The organism is Mitsuaria sp. GD03876 (genome assembly GCF_029840635.1).
Classification (GTDB): Bacteria; Pseudomonadota; Gammaproteobacteria; order Burkholderiales; family Burkholderiaceae_C; genus Roseateles.
In genome coordinates this window covers 39,387-55,520 of record NZ_JAOCCU010000016.1, presented here as the reverse complement: position 1 = coordinate 55,520, position 16,134 = coordinate 39,387, and the positions used below count along the sequence as shown (strand labels likewise).

Genomic DNA, 16,134 nt, shown 5'->3' with positions numbered 1-16,134 from the left:
GAACGCCCCGCGAGAGCGGGGCGTTGTGCGCACCGGGTGTCACGGCCCGGTGGGGCGGGTGTCAGCGCCGCGTCGGCGCGCGGGCGCTCAGCGCTTCATCAGGCCCCGGTACCACTCGTGGAAGTGCTTCATGCCGTCCTCCATCGGGCTCTGGTACGGACCGACCTCGTTGTCGCCGCGCTCCATCAGCGCCTTGCGGCCGGCGTCCATGCGCAGCGCGATCTCGTCGTCCTCGACGCAGGTCTCCATGTAGGCGGCCTGCTGGGCGTCGACGAAGTCGCGCTCGAAGGCGACGATCTCTTCCGGGTAGTAGAACTCGACGATGTTGGTCGTCTTCTGCGGGCCCTTGGGGAACAGCGTCGAGACGACCAGCACGTTGGGGTACCACTCCACCATGATGTTGGGGTAGTAGGTCAGCCAGATCGCGCCCTGCGCCGGGGCCTCGCCGCCGGAGAAGCCCAGCACCTGGTCGTGCCACTTGCGGTAGACGTCGGAGCCCGGCTTGGCCAGGTCCTTGTTCACGCCGACCGTCTGCACCGAGTAGTCGCGGCCGAACTCCCAGGCCAGGTCGTCGCAGGTGACGAACTGGCCCAGGCCCGGGTGGAACGGGCCGACGTGGTAGTCCTCGAGGTAGACCTCGATGAAGGTCTTCCAGTTGTAGTCGCACTCGTGGACATGGACCTTGTCGAGCTGGTAGCCGCTGAAGTCCAGCGCGCCGCGCGGGCCCAGACCCGCCAGGTCGGCGGCGATGTCGCGGCCGTTGTCCTCGAACAGCAGGCCGTTCCACTCGCGGATCTTGTAGCGGTTCAGGTGCAGGCAGGGGTCCTGCTTGAAGTGCGGCGCGCCGACGAGCTCGCCCTTCAGGTCGTAGGTCCAGCGGTGCAGCGGGCAGACGATGTTGCTGCGCGTGTTGCCGCGCCCGCGCAGCATCACGGCCTGGCGGTGGCGGCAGACGTTGGAGATCAGTTCCAGGCCTTGCGGGCCGCGCACGACCGCGCGGCCTTCGCCCTCCTGGGGCAGGGCGTAGTAGTCGCCGACCTCGGGCACGGCCAGCGCGTGGCCGAGGTAGCGGGGACCGTGCTGGAAGATCAGTTCCTGTTCGCGGCGGAACAGGTCCTCGTCGAAGTAGGAGGTGACTGGCAGCTGGAGGTGGCTGGGGGCCGTGCTGCGTTCAAGCGGACTGAGGGGGATGCTCAGGTCGGACATGATCCAAGAGGGTCTCCAAGAAACCAATGTCAACCGTCGCCGGCCGCCCCCCAGATTGGACGGACCGGCATGTTGGACTGAGTGAAACAACGCCGGACGAAGCCGGAGCCTCGAGGGGCCTCCACCGCGCGGCCGGTCGCCCGTACGAGGTACGGCAGGCCGGGCCGGGGGGGATGCCCCGGTGACCGCCGGGCCCTTTTAGGGCATCGGAACGGGCAGGGGAACCGGTGATTGTACCCGGGCGGCCTTCTCCGGGTTGGGGACGGCTGTCAACCCCGCTGTCGTTTGGCATGGATACACCCGCTGACGCCTGTGGCGCTCGGTTCACATCCCCCGACGGTCGGACCGGGGACGGGCGAGTGCCGGTGCTTACAATCAGCCTTTTCGCGTTTTGAAATGAGCAAGCCTTCCGCCAGCGCCAAGACGGCGCAGCCCGCGATCCAGGAGCAGGAGCCCGCCAGTTATGAACTGGCGGTCGAGGAGTTGGAGCGTCTGGTGCAGGCCATGGAGGCCGGACAACTGCCGCTGGACCAGTTACTGGCCAGTTACCAGCGGGGGGCGTCGTTGCTCAAATACTGCCGCGCGCGGCTCCAGGCCGTCGAACAACAAGTACAGGTCATCGAAGGTGGCAGCGCGCAGGCTTGGGGAGAAGAGTAAGTGGATGCGGGTGTGTTCGAACGTTGGGTGAAGCAGTCGCTCGAGGATGTCGAGCTGGCGCTGGAAGCCTGGGTGCCCGAAGACGCGCCGGCCGGTCTCGGCGAGGCGATGCGTTACGCGGTGCTGGGCGCCGGCAAGCGGCTGCGGCCGCTGCTGGTGCTGGCGGCGGCGGAAGCCGTCGGCGGGCAGCGCGAGGCGGCGCTGCGCGCGGCCTGCGCGGTGGAGCTGATCCATGCCTATTCGCTGGCGCATGACGACATGCCCTGCATGGACAACGACGTGCTGCGCCGCGGCAAGCCGACGCTGCACGTGCAGTACGGCGAGGCGCAGGCGATGCTGGCCGGCGACGCGATGCAGGCGCTCGCGTTCGACGTGCTGACGCCCGACGAGGGCGTGCCCCCGGCGCTGCAGGCGCGGCTGTGCCGGCTGCTGGCGCGCGCCAGCGGCTACGACGGCATGGCCGGCGGCCAGGCGATCGACCTGGCCAGCATCGGCAAGCCGCTGCACGAGGAGGCGCTGCGCGACATGCACCGCCGCAAGACCGGCGTGCTGCTGCAGGCCAGCGTGCTGATGGGCGCGGCCAGCGGCGATCTGCCGGCCGCGGCCTGGGACTCGCTGAGCCGCTATGGCGCGGCGATCGGCCTGGCCTTCCAGGTCGTCGACGACATCCTGGATGTCACCCAGGACAGCGACGTGCTCGGCAAGACCGCCGGCAAGGACCAGGACAACAACAAGCCGACCTACGTCAGCGTGCTGGGCCTGGAGCCCGCCCGCGCGTACGCGCTCCGGTTGCGCGACGAGGCGCACCAGGCTCTGGCCGCCAGCGGCCTGGCCGACACCGCCTGGCTCAGCCTGCTGGCTGACAAGGTCGTCGAGCGCGACAACTGACCGGCTGAACCGGCGAGAAAGAGGCCCGGCATGAGCGAGAACACCACGAACCCGACGGCGACGCAGACGCTGCTCGGCGCGATCGAGAGCCCCTCGGACCTGCGCCGCCTGTCGCGCGGCCAGCTGCCGCAGCTGGCCGACGAGCTCCGCGCGCACATCCTCAACAGCGTGTCCAAGACCGGCGGCCACCTGTCGTCCAACCTCGGCACGGTGGAGATGACGGTCGCGCTGCATTACGTCTACGACACGCCGCGCGACCGCCTGGTGTGGGACGTCGGCCACCAGACCTATCCGCACAAGATCCTCACCGGCCGCCGCGACGCGATGGCCACGCTGCGCCAGCAGGGCGGCATCTCGGGCTTCCCGCGCCGCGACGAGAGCGAGTACGACACCTTCGGCACCGCCCACTCGAGCACCTCCATCTCCGCCGCGCACGGCATGGCGATGGCGGCCAAGCTCAAGGGCGAATCGCGCCGCGTGGTCGCGATCATCGGCGACGGCGCGATGACCGCCGGCATGGCCTTCGAGGCGTTGAACAACGCCGGCGTCGCGCATGGCGGCCTGCTCGGCGACGTGCTGGTGATCCTCAACGACAACGACATGTCGATCAGCCCGCCGGTCGGCGCGCTGAACAAGTACTTCACCCGGCTGATGAGCGGCAAGTTCTACGCCGCCGCGCGCGAAGGCGCGAAGTCGGTGCTCAAGCACACGCCGCTGTACGAGTTCGCCCGCCGCTTCGAGGAGCACACCAAGGGCATGTTCGTGCCCGGGACGATCTTCGAGGAGTTCGGCTTCAACTACGTCGGCCCGATCGACGGCCACGACCTGGACGCGCTGATCCCCACGCTGGAGAACCTGCGCGACAAGAAGGGCCCGCAGTTCCTGCACCTGGTCACCCGCAAGGGCCAGGGCTACAAGCTGGCCGAGGCCGACCCGGTGAAGTACCACGGCCCGACGCCGTTCAATCCGGCCGAAGGCATCAAGCCGTCGACCGCGCCGGCGAAGAAGACCTTCACGCAGGTCTTCGGCGACTGGCTGTGCGACATGGCCGAGGCCGATCCGACGCTGGTCGCGATCACGCCGGCGATGCGCGAGGGCTCGGGCATGGTCGAGTTCCACAAGCGCTTCCCGACCCGCTACTACGACGTCGGCATCGCCGAGCAGCACGCGGTGACCTTCGCCGGCGGCCTCGCCTGCGAGGGCCTGCGGCCGGTGGTCGCGATCTATTCGACCTTCCTGCAGCGCGGGTACGACCAGCTGGTCCACGACGTGGCGCTGCAGAACCTGCCGGTGCTGTTCGCGCTGGACCGCGCGGGCCTGGTCGGCGCCGACGGCGCGACCCACGCCGGCAACTACGACATCGCGTTCACCCGTTGCATTCCGAACATGAGCGTGATCACGCCGTCGGACGAGAACGAGTGCCGCCGCGCGCTGTACACCGGTCACCTGCACGACGGCCCGGTGACGGTCCGTTATCCGCGCGGCGCCGGCGTCGGCGCGGAGATCCAGAAGGACATGGTCGCGCTGCCCTGGGGCCAGGGCGAGATGCGCCGCAGCTCGTCGCTGCCGCAGGCCAACGGCCGCGGCGCGCCGCGCATCGCGGTGTTGGCCTTCGGCACGCTGCTGTATCCGGCGCTGAAGGCGGCCGAGGCGTTGGATGCGAGCGTCGCCAACATGCGCTTCGTGAAGCCGCTGGACGTCGAGCTGGTGAAGGAACTGGCCCGCACGCACGACGCGCTGGTGACCGTCGAGGACGGTTGCGTGATGGGCGGCGCGGGCAGCGCGGTGATGGAAGCACTGCAGGCCCACGGCCTGGCGCTGCCGGTGCTGCAGCTGGGCCTGCCCGACGAATACGTCGAGCACGGCGAACCCGGCAAGCTGATGGCCCAGTGCGGGCTGGACGCCGCGGGCATCGAGCGCTCGATCCGCGAGCGCTTCCTCGCGCCGGCGGCCGCGCCGGTGGCGATCAAGGTCGCCTGATCGCCCGCTTCACCGCGTCGATGAAGTCCTGGCTCAGCGCATGCGCGGGCCGATGGGACGGCCACAGCGCCTGGATGCGGAACGGCACCGACACCGAGAACGGCCGCACATGCAATCCGGGACCCGCGCAGGCGCGCGCGGTCAGCGGATTCACGAGCGCGATCCCCAGGTTCTCCTGAACCAGCGCGCAGACGGCGATCGCGCTGTGCGTCTCCAGCTGCAGCCGCCGCTGGACGCCGGCGGCGCCGAAGATCGCGTCGAACTGCCGCCGATAGGGGTCCTCGGCGGACAGGCTCACGAAGCGTTCCCCTTCGAAATCGGCCGGCGTGAGCACCGCGCGGTCGAGCAGCCGATGCCCCGCGGGCAGCACGCAGACCTCGTCGAGCTCGGCCAGCGTCTCGCTGCGAGTGCCCGGCACGGTGGCGCTGACCTCGCTCAAGCCCAGGTCGAAACGCTGCGCCGCCATCCATTCCTCCAGGAGCGGCGATTCCTGCGGCGTGAGCGTCAGTTGCGCCTGCGGATGCCGGCCGAGCCAATCGGCGCTCGCCGCCGGCAGCAGCGCGTGGGCCAGCGCGGGCAAGGTCAGCACGCGCAGCCCTTCGTCCTCGGCCCGGCCCAGCGCCTGCGCGCGGGCGACCACCTGGTCCAGCCCCTGGTAGGCGCGCTGGACTTCGTCGAACAGCGCCAGCGCGCGGGCCGTCGGTCGCAGGCGGCCCGGGGCGCGGTCGAACAGCGTGTAGCCCAGCAGCGTCTCCATGCGCGCCAACTCGCGGCTCACCGTCGGCTGCGAGGTGAACAGGAGTTGCGCGGCGCCGGTGACGCTGCCGGCGGTCATGACGGCGCGGAAGACCTCGATGTGGCGATGCGTGATCGGTAAAGGCATCGGTTCAGCATATCAGGGCATATCAATGATGAATTCGGTTGGCAAAACAAAGCATTTGATTGAATGACGGCCGCCAGCGATGCTCGGGGAAGTTCCAGCACGCTCCCTGAAGGATTCCTGACATGCCGCAAGCCCTCACCCCCGTCCGCGCCCAGCAGCTGCAGGCGCTCGCCGCCCGGTACGGCAGCCCGCTGTGGGTCTATGACGCCGCCGTCGTCCGGGAGCGCATCGCGGCGCTGCGCGGCTTCGACACGGTCCGCTTCGCGCAGAAGGCCTGCTCGAACACCCACATCCTGCGGCTGATGCGCGAGCAAGGGGTGAAGGTCGACGCCGTCTCCCGCGGCGAGGTGCTGCGCGCGCTGGCCGCCGGCTACACCGTCGGCACCGGCGCGGACGCGGTGCATTCGGGCATCGTCTTCACCGCCGACCTGCTGGACCGGGAGACGCTCAAGACGGTCGTCGAACACCGCGTGCCGGTCAACGCGGGCTCCATCGACATGCTCGAGCAACTGGGCGACGCGTCGCCCGGCCATCCGGTGTGGCTGCGCCTGAATCCGGGCTTCGGCCACGGCCACAGCAACAAGACCAACACCGGCGGCGAGCACAGCAAGCACGGCATCTGGCACGAGCAACTGGGCGACGCGCTGGCGGTCATCGCCCGCCGAGGCCTGACGCTGATCGGGCTGCACATGCACATCGGCTCGGGCGTCGACTACGGCCACCTCGCGCGCGTCAGCGGCGCGATGGTCGAGCTGGTGCGCACGGTCCGGGCGCGGGGGATGGACCTGCAGGCGATCTCCGCCGGCGGGGGGCTGTCGATTCCCTACCAGGAGGGCGGCGAGCACATCGACACCGCGCATTACTTCAGCCTGTGGGATGCCGCCCGCAAGGAGGCGGAAGGCGTCGTCGGGCATCCGCTGGCGCTGGAACTGGAGCCGGGGCGTTACCTGGTCGCCGAATCCGGCGTGCTGCTGGCCGAGGTGCGGGCGGTGAAGGCGCAAGGCCGACAGCATTTCCTGCTCGTCGACGCCGGTTTCAACGAGCTGATGCGGCCGGCCATGTACGGCAGCTACCACGCGATGAGCCTGATCCCGGCGGACGGGCAGTCCCGGCCGACGAGGGAGACCGTCGTGGCGGGCCCGCTGTGCGAGTCGGGGGATGTCTTCACCCAGGCGGAGGGGGGCGTCGTGCTGGCGCGCGAATTGCCGCAAGCCCAGGTCGGCGACCTGCTGGTCATCCACGACACCGGGGCCTACGGCGCGTCGATGTCCAGCAACTACAACAGCCGGCCGCTGATCGCCGAGGTGCTCGTCGACGGCGGCTCGGACCGCCTGATCCGCCGGCGCCAGACGGTCGAGGAACTGCTGGCACTGGAAGCCTGTTGAGCCTGCGACAGGGATATGACGTTTTGCTATCGCACAATCGTTTCTTGATAGTTTGGCTCAATAGGAAATGGCAATAGGCCGCATTGGGGAATTCAACTCCGCCGATAGCCTTCGCCGCCTATCATTCCGTCCATCCCATCAACCCTGACCCCGAGAGACGAAGCAAATGTCCCTGATCAACACCCAAGTCCAACCCTTCAAGGCCCAAGCTTTCCACAACGGCAAGTTCATCGAGGTCACCGAAGAGTCGCTCAAGGGCAAGTGGTCCGTGCTGATCTTCATGCCGGCCGCCTTCACCTTCAACTGCCCGACCGAAGTCGAGGATGCCGCCGACAACTACGGCGAATTCCAGAAGCTGGGCGCCGAGGTCTACATCGTCACCACCGACACGCACTTCTCGCACAAGGTGTGGCACGAGACCTCGCCGGCCGTCGGCAAGGCCAAGTTCCCGCTGGTCGGCGACCCGACCCACGCGCTGACCAACGCCTTCGGCGTGCACATCCCGGAAGAAGGCCTGGCGCTGCGCGGCACCTTCGTGATCAACCCGGAAGGCGTCATCAAGACCCTGGAAGTGCACGACAACGCCATCGCGCGTGACGTCAAGGAAACTCTGCGCAAGCTCAAGGCTGCCCAGTACGTCGCCAAGAACCCCGGCCAGGTCTGCCCGGCCAAGTGGAACGAAGGCGACAAGACCATCGCCCCGTCGCTGGACCTGGTCGGCAAGATCTAAGGATCTCGCCCCGAAGGGGGCCGAAGGCGATCCGCAACGGATCCGCCTTCCCCCCGACCGGTGATCCGGATGAGGACGTTCCTCTCCCCCACCCTGCAAAGACGCCGCCCGTGGACCTCGCCGGTCCGCGAGCAGGCGCTCGGCCGCCCCTTCACTTGGACAGGGAGGCCGGTTCTCGAAGTCGCTTGAAGAAAACTGAAAGGAAGCAACGATGTTGGACGACAACCTGAAGGCGCAGCTCAAGGCCTACCTGGAGCGGGTCACGCTGCCGTTCGAAATCGAAGCCTCCCTGAGCGACTCCGAGAGCTCCAAGGAGCTCCAGCAGCTCCTGCGCGACATCGCCGCGATGTCCGACAAGATCACCCTGAAGCTGGACGGCAACGACGCGCGCAAGCCGTCGTTCAGCCTCAAGCGCACCGGCACCGACCAGAGCCTGCGCTTCGCCGCGATCCCGCTGGGCCATGAGTTCACCTCGCTGGTGCTGGCGCTGCTGTGGACCGGCGGCCATCCCCCGAAGGTGGAGCAGGCCACCATCGACCAGATCCGCGGCCTGGACGGCGACTACCTCTTCGAGGTGTACATGTCCCTGACCTGCCACAACTGCCCGGACGTGGTGCAGGCGCTGTCGCTGATGTCGGTGCTGAATCCGCGCGTCAAGACGGTGGTCGTGGACGGCGCGCTGTTCCAGGACGAGGTCAATGCCCGCGAGATCATGGCCGTCCCGACGATCTACCTGAACGGCCAGGAATTCGGCTCGGGCCGGATGACGGTCGAGGAGATCGCCGCGAAGCTGGACACCAACGCGGCGGCCAAGGACGCGGCCAAGCTGTCGGCCAAGGACCCGTACGACGTACTGATCGTCGGCGGCGGCCCGGCCGGCGCGGCGGCTGCGGTCTACGCGGCCCGCAAGGGCATCCGCACCGGCATCGCCGCCGAGCGCTTCGGCGGCCAGGTCAACGACACGCTGGCGATCGAGAACTACATCTCGGTGCTGTCGACCGACGGCCCGAAGTTCTCGATGGCGCTGGAATCGCACGTCAAGGATTACGGCGTCGACGTCATGAACCTGCAGCGCGCCGACAAGCTGGTCCCGGCCGCCACGCCGGGCGGCCTGGTCGAGCTGCAGCTGGCCAACGGCGGCTCGCTCAAGAGCAAGACGGTGATCATCTCCACCGGCGCGCGCTGGAGGAACGTCAACGTGCCGGGCGAGCAGGAATACAAGAACAAGGGCGTGGCCTACTGCCCGCACTGCGACGGCCCGCTGTTCAAGGGCAAGCGCGTGGCGGTGATCGGCGGTGGCAACTCCGGCGTCGAGGCGGCGATCGACCTGGCCGGCATCGTGGCGCACGTGACGCTGCTGGAGTTCGGCGACCAGCTGCGCGCCGACGCGGTGCTGGTGAAGAAGCTCGAGAGCCTGCCCAACGTCGTGATCCTGAAGCAGGCGCAGACGACCGAGTTCACCGGCACGGGCGGCAAGCTTGACGGGCTGAACTACGTGGACCGCGCGACCGGCGAAGCCAAGCGTGTCGAGGTCGAGGGGTGCTTCGTGCAGATCGGCCTGGTGCCCAACACCGAGTGGCTGCGCGGCACGGTGGAGCTGTCCAAGCACGGCGAGATCATCGTCGACGCCCGCGGCCAGACCTCGGTGCCGGGCGTGTTCGCCGCGGGGGACGCGACGACGGTGCCGTTCAAGCAGATCATCATCGCGGCCGGCGACGGCGCGAAGGCGGCGCTCAGCGCGTTCGACCACCTGATCCGGAACTGACGGGCCTCAGCGCCCGGCCCGAGACAACGCCCCGACAGGGGCGTTGTCGTTTCAACGTCGGCTGCGCCAGAGGCTCTCCGCGCTGTACACCGCCAGCGCCGACCAGATCAGCGCGAAGCCGACCAGCCGCGCGCCGGCCAGCGGCTCGTGGTACAGCCAGACGCCGAGCAGGAACTGGATCGTCGGCGACAGGTATTGGACGAGCCCCAGCGTCGTCAGCGTGATCCGCCGCGCGCCGGCGGCGAACAGCAGCAGCGGCACCGCCGTCAGCGGGCCGGCCAGCAGCAGCCAGGCGATCTGGCCGGCGTCGCCGGTGGCCAGCGCGCTGCTGCCCTCGCGGGTCCACCAGAACAGCGCGGCGGCGGCGAACGGCGACAGGATCAGCGTCTCCAGCGACAGCCCCTCCAGCGCGCCCAGGTGCGCCGTCTTGCGCATCAGGCCGTAGATGCCGAAGCTCAGCGCCAGCACCAGCGCGATCCACGGCAGCCGTCCCGCGGTGACCGTCAGCCAGAGCACGCCCGCGGCGGCCAGCCCGATGGCCAGCCATTGCACCGGCCGCAGCCGCTCGCGCAGGAACACGAACCCCAGCATCACGTTGACCAGCGGATTGATGAAGTAGCCCAGGCTGGCCTCGACCACATGGCCGTGCTGCACCGCCCAGACGTAGACCAGCCAGTTGGTCGACAGCAGCAGCGCCGACATCGCGCAGGTGGCCAGCAGCTTGGGCGAGCGCAACACCGGGCCGAGCCAGGCCCATCGGCGCAGCCCGGTCAGCAGCAGCGCGACGAAGACCATCGACCACAGCGTCCGGTGCGCGATCACCTCGAGCGCGTCGACCCCGCCCAGCCGCTTGAAGTACAGCGGGAACAGGCCCCAGGCGATGTAGGCCAGCGCGGCGTAGAGCATCCCGGTGCGGGCGTGGTCGGCGGCGTTGGCCGGCGTGGAGGCCGGCGCGGCGGACGCGGAGGCAGGAGCGGACGGGGCGGTGCGGGTGTCGTTGGTCATGGGCGGTCGGGGCGAGGGTGCGCGATTCTGCCCAGGACCTCCGGCGAAGGGGGACAGGCGACCGGGCGACCCCTCTTTTCAGCGGGCGATCGCTGGCGCAGGATGCCGCCCCATGGCCTACGTCGAATTCACCTCGCAGCTGCATCGCTTCGTCGACACCCCCAAGCTCGACTGCGATGCCCGCACCTTGGGGGAGGCGTTGACGCTCGCCTTCGACCGCAACCCCCGTCTGCGCGGCTACATCCTCGATGACCAGGGGCACCTGCGCACGCACGTGGCCGTGTTCATCGACGGCCACCGCGCGCGCGACCGCAGCCTGCTCAGCGATCCGCTGACGTCGCAGTCCAAGGTCTACGTGCTGCAGGCGCTCTCGGGCGGGTAGTCGGCGGGCCCCGCCAGCGTCGGAACCCCGCGTCGGCCTGTCGAAACCCGGCCTGCCCGCGCGTCGTGTCAGATCCAGTTCCCACAAGGAGACCTCGATGATCACCACCGCCTGGGCCGCGACCCGCAAGGGCTTGTTCGAACTTCGGCACGATCCCGCGCAGGGCGGTTGGTCGATCGGCCGCCACAGCTTCGTGGGGGATCCCGTCAGCATGGTGTTGCCCGCGCCGGCCGGCGGCGGGCGGATGTTCGCGGCGCTGAACCTGGGTCATTTCGGCGTCAAGCTGCAGGCCTCCGACGACGGCGGGGCGAGCTGGCGGGAACTCGCGCCGCCGGCCTTCCCCGAGCAGCCCGAGGGCGCCGAGGGGCCGCCCTGGAAACTGCAGCAGGTCTGGGCGCTGGAGCGCGGCGGCGACGGGCGGCTCTGGGCGGGAACGATCCCCGGCGGGCTGTTCGTCAGCGAGAACCATGGCGAGACCTGGACGCTGGTCGACACGCTGTGGCGCAAGCCGGAGCGGCTGGGCTGGTTCGGCGGCGGCTACGACGCGCCGGGCATCCACTCGATCAACATCGACCCGCGCGATCCGAAGCGCGTGCTGCTGGGCATCTCCTGCGGCGGCGCCTGGCGCAGCGAGGATGGCGGCGCGAACTGGCGCATCAGCGCCAAGGGCATGCGCGCCGACTTCATGCCGCCGGAGCAGCAGGGCGAGGAGAACACACAGGACCCGCACCGCATCGTCGCCAGCGCGGCCGATCCGGACGTGCTCTGGTGCCAGCACCACAACGGCGTCTGGCGATCGGTCGACGGCGGCGCGAACTGGTCGGAGATCAAGCCGCCGCTGTCGGGCTTCGGCTTCGCGGTGGCCGCGCACGCCGGCGATCCCGGCACCGCGTGGTTCGTGCCGGGCGTGAAGGACGAGAAGCGCCTGCCGGTCGACGCCGCGCTCGTGGTGAACCGCACCCGCGACGGCGGCAAGACCTTCGAGACGCTGCGCGCGGGCCTGCCGCAGGCGCATTGCTATGACCTGGTCTATCGCCATGGGCTGGTCGTCCATGACGACGGCCGTCGCCTGCTGATGGGCAGCACCACCGGGAACCTCTGGTCCAGCGACGACGCCGGCGATCGCTGGCAACTGGTGTCGGGGCACCTGCCGCCGATCTACGCGCTGCGCTTCAACTGAGCGTCGCTGACGCCGGGCCGACGCGTTCCCCCGTTCGACGGGACCGGGCGAATCCGCGGGCGATGCCGCTCAGAGGAAGGGTGCCCACTCCGGCCCCAGAGGGGCCTCAAGCTCCAGCGTCTGCCCGCTGACCGGATGCGTCAGCGTCATCCGCTGCGCATGCAGCCACAGCCGTTGCAGGCCGAGATGAGCCGCGAGCGCGCGGTTCAGCGGGCCCTTGCCGTGATTCGCGTCCCCGACGATCGGATGGGCCACGTGCTTCAGGTGGCGACGAATCTGATGGCGCCGGCCCTGCACCGGCTCGCAGGCGAGCAGCGACAGCCGCGTCGTCGCGAAGCGCGGATCGGTCGTGACCGGCAGCTCCAGCCGCCGCAGGCAGGACCAGCCGGTCTGCGCCTCCAGGTGCGGCTGCCCGGCCGAGGGCAACTCCGGGTCGCGCGCCAGCGGGTGGTCGACGACGCCGGCCTCGGCGGCCGGCCATCCGCGCACCAGCGCGAGGTAGCGCTTGCGGGTGAGGCGCTCGGCGAGCGCCTGCCCGAGCAGGCTGGCGACCGCCGCGTCCAGCGCGAAGACCAACACGCCGGAGGTGCCTCGGTCCAGGCGATGCGCCGGCCAGACGGGGCGGCCGAGTTGGTCGCGCAGCCGCTGCAGCGCGGCGTCGTCCTCGTGCGCGTCGATCGCGCTGCGATGCACGAGCAGCCCGGCGGGTTTGTCGATCACCGCGAGGTGCTCGTCCAGATGGAGGATCCGCAACGGCGCCCGGAGCGCCGGCTCGGAATCGGAGGGGGACGGGGAGGGGGAGATCGGGGATGTCATCGCTGCAAGGGACGGCCAACGCACGCCTGGTGCGGTTTTTGCCCTCTTTTCCCCGTTTGGGGGGAGCGGACGACAACAGGCCGCTTCGCCAAAATCCTGTCATGCCGCCTGCCGATCATCGCAGCAGGCATCCGGGATCAGCAGCCGCAGTCAGCCAGGAGTTCGTCATGCCTCAGGAGTTTCACATCGGTCATCGGTCCGCCCTGGTCTCGTGGCTGGGGCGGGTGTCGACGGCGCTGGGCGCGGTGCTCGGACGCACGCCCGGCGTGCGGCTGGTCAGCCCAGTTCCCCGTCCACGTACAGCCACGCGCCGTTCTCCCGGACGAACCGGCTGAGCTCGTGCATCCGGTGGGCGCGGCCGCCGGACTTGCTGCGGGCGACGAACTCGACGGTCTCATGGTCCGCGTCCTGGCGCACATGCCGGCGCACTTCCAGGCCGAGCCAGCGCAGGTCGGGCTCGCCGCGCTCCAGCGCCGCGGGCCGGGTGCTCGGATGCCAGGTCGCCAGCAGGTAGGGCACCAGGTCCAGCGTGTAGGCTGCGTAGCGCGAGCGCATCAGCGCCTGCGCGTCCGGCGCGGCGAGCGCGCCGGTCTCGGCGAAGGCGCGGTGCAGCGCGCCGCAGCAGTGGTCGTAGGCCTGGCCGCTGCCGCAGGGGCAGGGCGAGGCGGGTGTCCCGGCGACGGCCGCGCTGCGCGGCGCGGTCTTGGTCTTTTCAGGTTTCATGGGGTCGGCATCATGCCAAAACGGCGGCCCCGCCATCACGGGCCCGACGCGGAACTTCCCTAGAATGGCTGGATGAATTCCCAGGATTTCGGCGACCAGCGCCCGACCCCGCCGCAGGACGACCTGTTCACGCCCCGCGCGCCGCGCGGGCTGCTGGACAACCTCAACCCCGAGCAGTACGCCGCGGTCACGCTGGGCCAGGAGCCCGCGCTGATCCTGGCCGGCGCCGGTTCCGGCAAGACGCGGGTGCTGACCACCCGCATCGCCTGGCTGATGAGCCAGGGCCTGGTGACGCCGGCCGGCGTGATGGCCGTGACCTTCACCAACAAGGCGGCCAAGGAGATGGTGACCCGCCTGTCCGCGATGCTGCCGGTGAACGTGCGCGGCATGTGGATCGGCACCTTCCACGGGCTGTGCAACCGCTTCCTGCGGGCGCACTGGAAGCTCGCCGGCTTGCCGCAAGGTTTCCAGATCCTGGACGCGGGCGACACGGTCTCCGCGGTCAAGCGCGTGATCAAGGCGATGAACCTGGACGAGGAACGGTTCGTCCCGAAGCAGGTCTCGTGGTTCATCGCCGGCGCGAAGGAGGACGGGCTGCGTCCCAAGGACATCGACCTGCGCGACGAGCAGACCCGCAAGCTGGTCGACATCTACCAGGCCTACGAGGACCAGTGCACCCGCGAGGGCGTGGTCGACTTCGCCGAGCTGATGCTGCGCTCCTACGAGCTGATGCGCGACAACGCGCAGGTGCGCGAGCATTACCAGCGCCGCTTCCAGTACGTCCTCGTCGACGAGTTCCAGGACACCAACAAGCTGCAGTACGCCTGGCTGAAGATGTTCGCGCCGCCGGGACGCGGGCAGGGCGTGTTCGCCGTCGGCGACGACGACCAGAGCATCTACGCCTTCCGCGGCGCGCGCGTGGGCAACATGGCCGACTTCGAGCGCGAGTACCGCGTCCGCCAGGTCGTCAAGCTGGAGCAGAACTACCGCAGCTTCGGCAACATCCTGGATGCCGCGAACGCGCTGATCAGCAACAACAGCCGGCGCCTGGGCAAGAACCTGCGCACCGAGGCCGGTCCCGGCGAGCCGGTGCGGGTCTACGAATCCAGCAGCGACTTCGCCGAGGCGCAGTGGCTGCTCGAGGAGGCGCAGGCGCTGCATCGCCAGGGCCTGCCGCGCAGCGAGATCGCGGTGCTCTACCGCAGCAACGCGCAGTCGCGGGTCATCGAGTCGGCGCTGTTCAACGCCGGCATCCCGTACCGGGTCTATGGCGGGCTGCGCTTCTTCGAGCGCGCCGAGGTCAAGCACGCGCTGGCCTACCTGCGCCTGCTGGAGAACCCCAACGACGACACCAGCTTCCTGCGCGTCGTGAACTTCCCGGCGCGCGGCATCGGCGCTCGCACGATCGAGCAGCTGCAGGACGCGGCGCGCCCCAGCGGGCGCTCGCTGGTGCAGAGCATCGGCGCGGTCGGCGGCCGCGGCGGCGCGAGCCTGGCCGGCTTCGTCGGCCTCGTGGACGCGATGCGCGAGGCCACCGCCGGCCTGACGCTGCGCGAGATCATCGAGCACGTCATCGAGCATTCCGGCCTGGCCGATTTCTATCGCGCCGAGAAGGAAGGCGAGGAGCGGCTGGAGAACCTGGGCGAACTGGTCAACGCGGCCGAGGCCTTCGTGACGCAGGAGGGTTTCGGCAAGGACGCGGTGGCGCTGCCGGTGGACGAGCACTCGCCCGGCGCGATCGCCGACGGGCTGCCCGCGGCGGTGGCGCCGGCGGCGCCGGCGACGCCCGACGCGGAGACCGGCGAGATCATCTCGCCGCTGGCGGCCTTCCTGACGCATGCGTCGCTGGAGGCCGGCGACAACCAGGCGCAGGCCGGGCAGGACGCGGTCCAGCTGATGACGGTGCACTCGGCCAAGGGCCTGGAGTTCGACGCGGTGTTCATCACCGGGCTGGAGGAAGGGCTGTTCCCGCACGAGAACTCGCTGTCCGACTCGGACGGCCTCGAGGAGGAACGCCGGCTGATGTACGTCGCGATCACCCGCGCGCGCCAGCGGCTGTACATCAGCTTCTGCCAGACGCGGATGCTGCACGGCCAGACCCGCTACAACATCAAGAGCCGCTTCATGGAGGAGCTCCCGGAGGAGACGCTGAAGTGGCTGACGCCGCGCAACCAGGGCTTCGGCTCGGGCTTCGCGCGGGACTACCAGCAGGCCTGGCAGCGCGGCTCGGGGCTGAAGTCGATGGTTGGCGCCGGCCGCGTCGACCCGGGCGCGTCGTTCCCGCAGGCGCCGGTGCCCAGCGCGATGAAGCAGTCGGCCGCCGAGAAGACCGGCGACGAACACGGCGGCCTGCGCGTCGGCAAGGGCGTGTTCCACAACAAGTTCGGCGAGGGCGTGCTGCTGACGCTGGAGGGCAGCGGCCCCGACGCGCGGGCGCAGGTGAACTTCGGCCGGCATGGCACGAAGTGGCTGGCGCTGAGCGTGGCGAAGCTGACGCCGATCGACTGACACCATCCGCTCCGGCAGCCTCGGCC

General features: G+C 69.7%; 14 protein-coding genes. 9 read left to right on the top strand and 5 right to left on the bottom strand.

The annotated features are described in order from the left end of the window. Window positions 1–87 precede the first annotated feature (87 nt). Entirely contained in the window at window positions 88–1,206 is a 1,119-nt protein-coding gene (locus N5D62_RS12200) for an aromatic ring-hydroxylating dioxygenase subunit alpha (RefSeq protein WP_279758083.1), read from the bottom strand. A gap of 396 nt (window positions 1,207–1,602) precedes the next feature. Between N5D62_RS12200 and xseB the strand changes: the two genes are divergently transcribed. From xseB to dxs, 3 genes are read left to right on the top strand one after another with little or no spacing between them, the layout of a single operon-like run. Continuing rightward, window positions 1,603–1,863 (top strand): exodeoxyribonuclease VII small subunit, encoded by a 261-nt coding sequence (gene xseB / locus N5D62_RS12195; protein ID WP_279758082.1) that lies wholly within the window; start codon window positions 1,603–1,605, stop codon window positions 1,861–1,863. Then, window positions 1,864–2,751 (top strand): farnesyl diphosphate synthase, encoded by an 888-nt coding sequence (locus N5D62_RS12190; RefSeq protein WP_279758081.1) that lies wholly within the window; start codon window positions 1,864–1,866, stop codon window positions 2,749–2,751. A gap of 30 nt (window positions 2,752–2,781) precedes the next feature. Next, on the top strand, window positions 2,782–4,731 hold the full coding sequence (gene dxs / locus N5D62_RS12185) for a 1-deoxy-D-xylulose-5-phosphate synthase (RefSeq protein ID WP_279758080.1): 1,950 nt from the start codon (window positions 2,782–2,784) through the stop codon (window positions 4,729–4,731). Here the strand turns inward: dxs and N5D62_RS12180 are convergent. Next, on the bottom strand, window positions 4,718–5,614 hold the full coding sequence (locus N5D62_RS12180; RefSeq protein WP_279758079.1) for a LysR family transcriptional regulator: 897 nt from the start codon (window positions 5,612–5,614) through the stop codon (window positions 4,718–4,720). The genes dxs and N5D62_RS12180 overlap by 14 nt on opposite strands. Before the next feature lie 122 nt (window positions 5,615–5,736). Here N5D62_RS12180 and lysA point away from each other — a divergent pair, with 122 nt between their 5' ends. The 3 genes from lysA (at window position 5,737) to ahpF (ending at window position 9,494) form a co-directional block, all read left to right on the top strand. After that, complete coding sequence (gene lysA, locus N5D62_RS12175) at window positions 5,737–6,999, top strand: diaminopimelate decarboxylase (protein WP_279758078.1); 1,263 nt, start codon at window positions 5,737–5,739, stop codon at window positions 6,997–6,999. A gap of 166 nt (window positions 7,000–7,165) precedes the next feature. Continuing rightward, window positions 7,166–7,729, top strand: coding sequence for an alkyl hydroperoxide reductase subunit C (ahpC, locus tag N5D62_RS12170; protein WP_091725431.1), 564 nt, complete (start codon window positions 7,166–7,168; stop codon window positions 7,727–7,729). A 211-nt stretch (window positions 7,730–7,940) separates the two neighbouring features. Further along, window positions 7,941–9,494, top strand: coding sequence for an alkyl hydroperoxide reductase subunit F (ahpF, locus tag N5D62_RS12165; RefSeq protein ID WP_279758077.1), 1,554 nt, complete (start codon window positions 7,941–7,943; stop codon window positions 9,492–9,494). A gap of 51 nt (window positions 9,495–9,545) precedes the next feature. Here ahpF and rarD read toward each other — a convergent pair whose 3' ends face one another. Next, a complete protein-coding gene (rarD, locus tag N5D62_RS12160) occupies window positions 9,546–10,400 on the bottom strand; it encodes an EamA family transporter RarD (RefSeq protein WP_279758159.1) in 855 nt (284 codons plus the stop codon). Window positions 10,401–10,611: 211 nt separating this feature from the next. Between rarD and N5D62_RS12155 the strand changes: the two genes are divergently transcribed. Further along, window positions 10,612–10,881: a MoaD/ThiS family protein gene (locus N5D62_RS12155; protein WP_279758076.1), complete on the top strand. Its 270-nt coding sequence runs from the start codon at window positions 10,612–10,614 to the stop codon at window positions 10,879–10,881. Window positions 10,882–10,978: 97 nt separating this feature from the next. Further along, window positions 10,979–12,061 carry an exo-alpha-sialidase gene (locus tag N5D62_RS12150; protein WP_279758075.1) on the top strand — a complete coding sequence of 361 codons (1,083 nt, stop codon included), beginning with the start codon at window positions 10,979–10,981 and terminating at the stop codon, window positions 12,059–12,061. A 69-nt stretch (window positions 12,062–12,130) separates the two neighbouring features. Here N5D62_RS12150 and N5D62_RS12145 read toward each other — a convergent pair whose 3' ends face one another. After that, a complete protein-coding gene (locus tag N5D62_RS12145) occupies window positions 12,131–12,781 on the bottom strand; it encodes a pseudouridine synthase (protein ID WP_279758074.1) in 651 nt (216 codons plus the stop codon). A gap of 372 nt (window positions 12,782–13,153) precedes the next feature. Next, window positions 13,154–13,600, bottom strand: a complete 447-nt coding sequence (locus N5D62_RS12140; RefSeq protein ID WP_279758073.1) for a YchJ family metal-binding protein — start codon at window positions 13,598–13,600, stop codon at window positions 13,154–13,156. Window positions 13,601–13,672: 72 nt separating this feature from the next. On the opposite strand from N5D62_RS12140, the gene N5D62_RS12135 reads away from it, so the two are divergent. Further along, complete coding sequence (locus N5D62_RS12135; protein WP_279758072.1) at window positions 13,673–16,108, top strand: UvrD-helicase domain-containing protein; 2,436 nt, start codon at window positions 13,673–13,675, stop codon at window positions 16,106–16,108. Window positions 16,109–16,134 lie beyond the last annotated feature (26 nt).

Excerpts from the sequence above, each read along its gene's own strand:
- N5D62_RS12200 (WP_279758083.1), bottom strand. The coding sequence starts at position 1,206 with ATGTCCGACCTGAGCATCCCCCTCAGTCCGCTTGAACGCAGCACGGCC.
- xseB (WP_279758082.1), top strand. The coding sequence starts at position 1,603 with ATGAGCAAGCCTTCCGCCAGCGCCAAGACGGCGCAGCCCGCGATCCAG.
- dxs (WP_279758080.1), top strand. The coding sequence starts at position 2,782 with ATGAGCGAGAACACCACGAACCCGACGGCGACGCAGACGCTGCTCGGC.
- N5D62_RS12180 (WP_279758079.1), bottom strand. The coding sequence starts at position 5,614 with ATGCCTTTACCGATCACGCATCGCCACATCGAGGTCTTCCGCGCCGTC.
- lysA (WP_279758078.1), top strand. The coding sequence starts at position 5,737 with ATGCCGCAAGCCCTCACCCCCGTCCGCGCCCAGCAGCTGCAGGCGCTC.
- ahpC (WP_091725431.1), top strand. The coding sequence starts at position 7,166 with ATGTCCCTGATCAACACCCAAGTCCAACCCTTCAAGGCCCAAGCTTTC.
- ahpF (WP_279758077.1), top strand. The coding sequence starts at position 7,941 with ATGTTGGACGACAACCTGAAGGCGCAGCTCAAGGCCTACCTGGAGCGG.
- rarD (WP_279758159.1), bottom strand. The coding sequence starts at position 10,400 with ATGCTCTACGCCGCGCTGGCCTACATCGCCTGGGGCCTGTTCCCGCTG.
- N5D62_RS12155 (WP_279758076.1), top strand. The coding sequence starts at position 10,612 with ATGGCCTACGTCGAATTCACCTCGCAGCTGCATCGCTTCGTCGACACC.
- N5D62_RS12150 (WP_279758075.1), top strand. The coding sequence starts at position 10,979 with ATGATCACCACCGCCTGGGCCGCGACCCGCAAGGGCTTGTTCGAACTT.
- N5D62_RS12140 (WP_279758073.1), bottom strand. The coding sequence starts at position 13,600 with ATGAAACCTGAAAAGACCAAGACCGCGCCGCGCAGCGCGGCCGTCGCC.
- N5D62_RS12135 (WP_279758072.1), top strand. The coding sequence starts at position 13,673 with ATGAATTCCCAGGATTTCGGCGACCAGCGCCCGACCCCGCCGCAGGAC.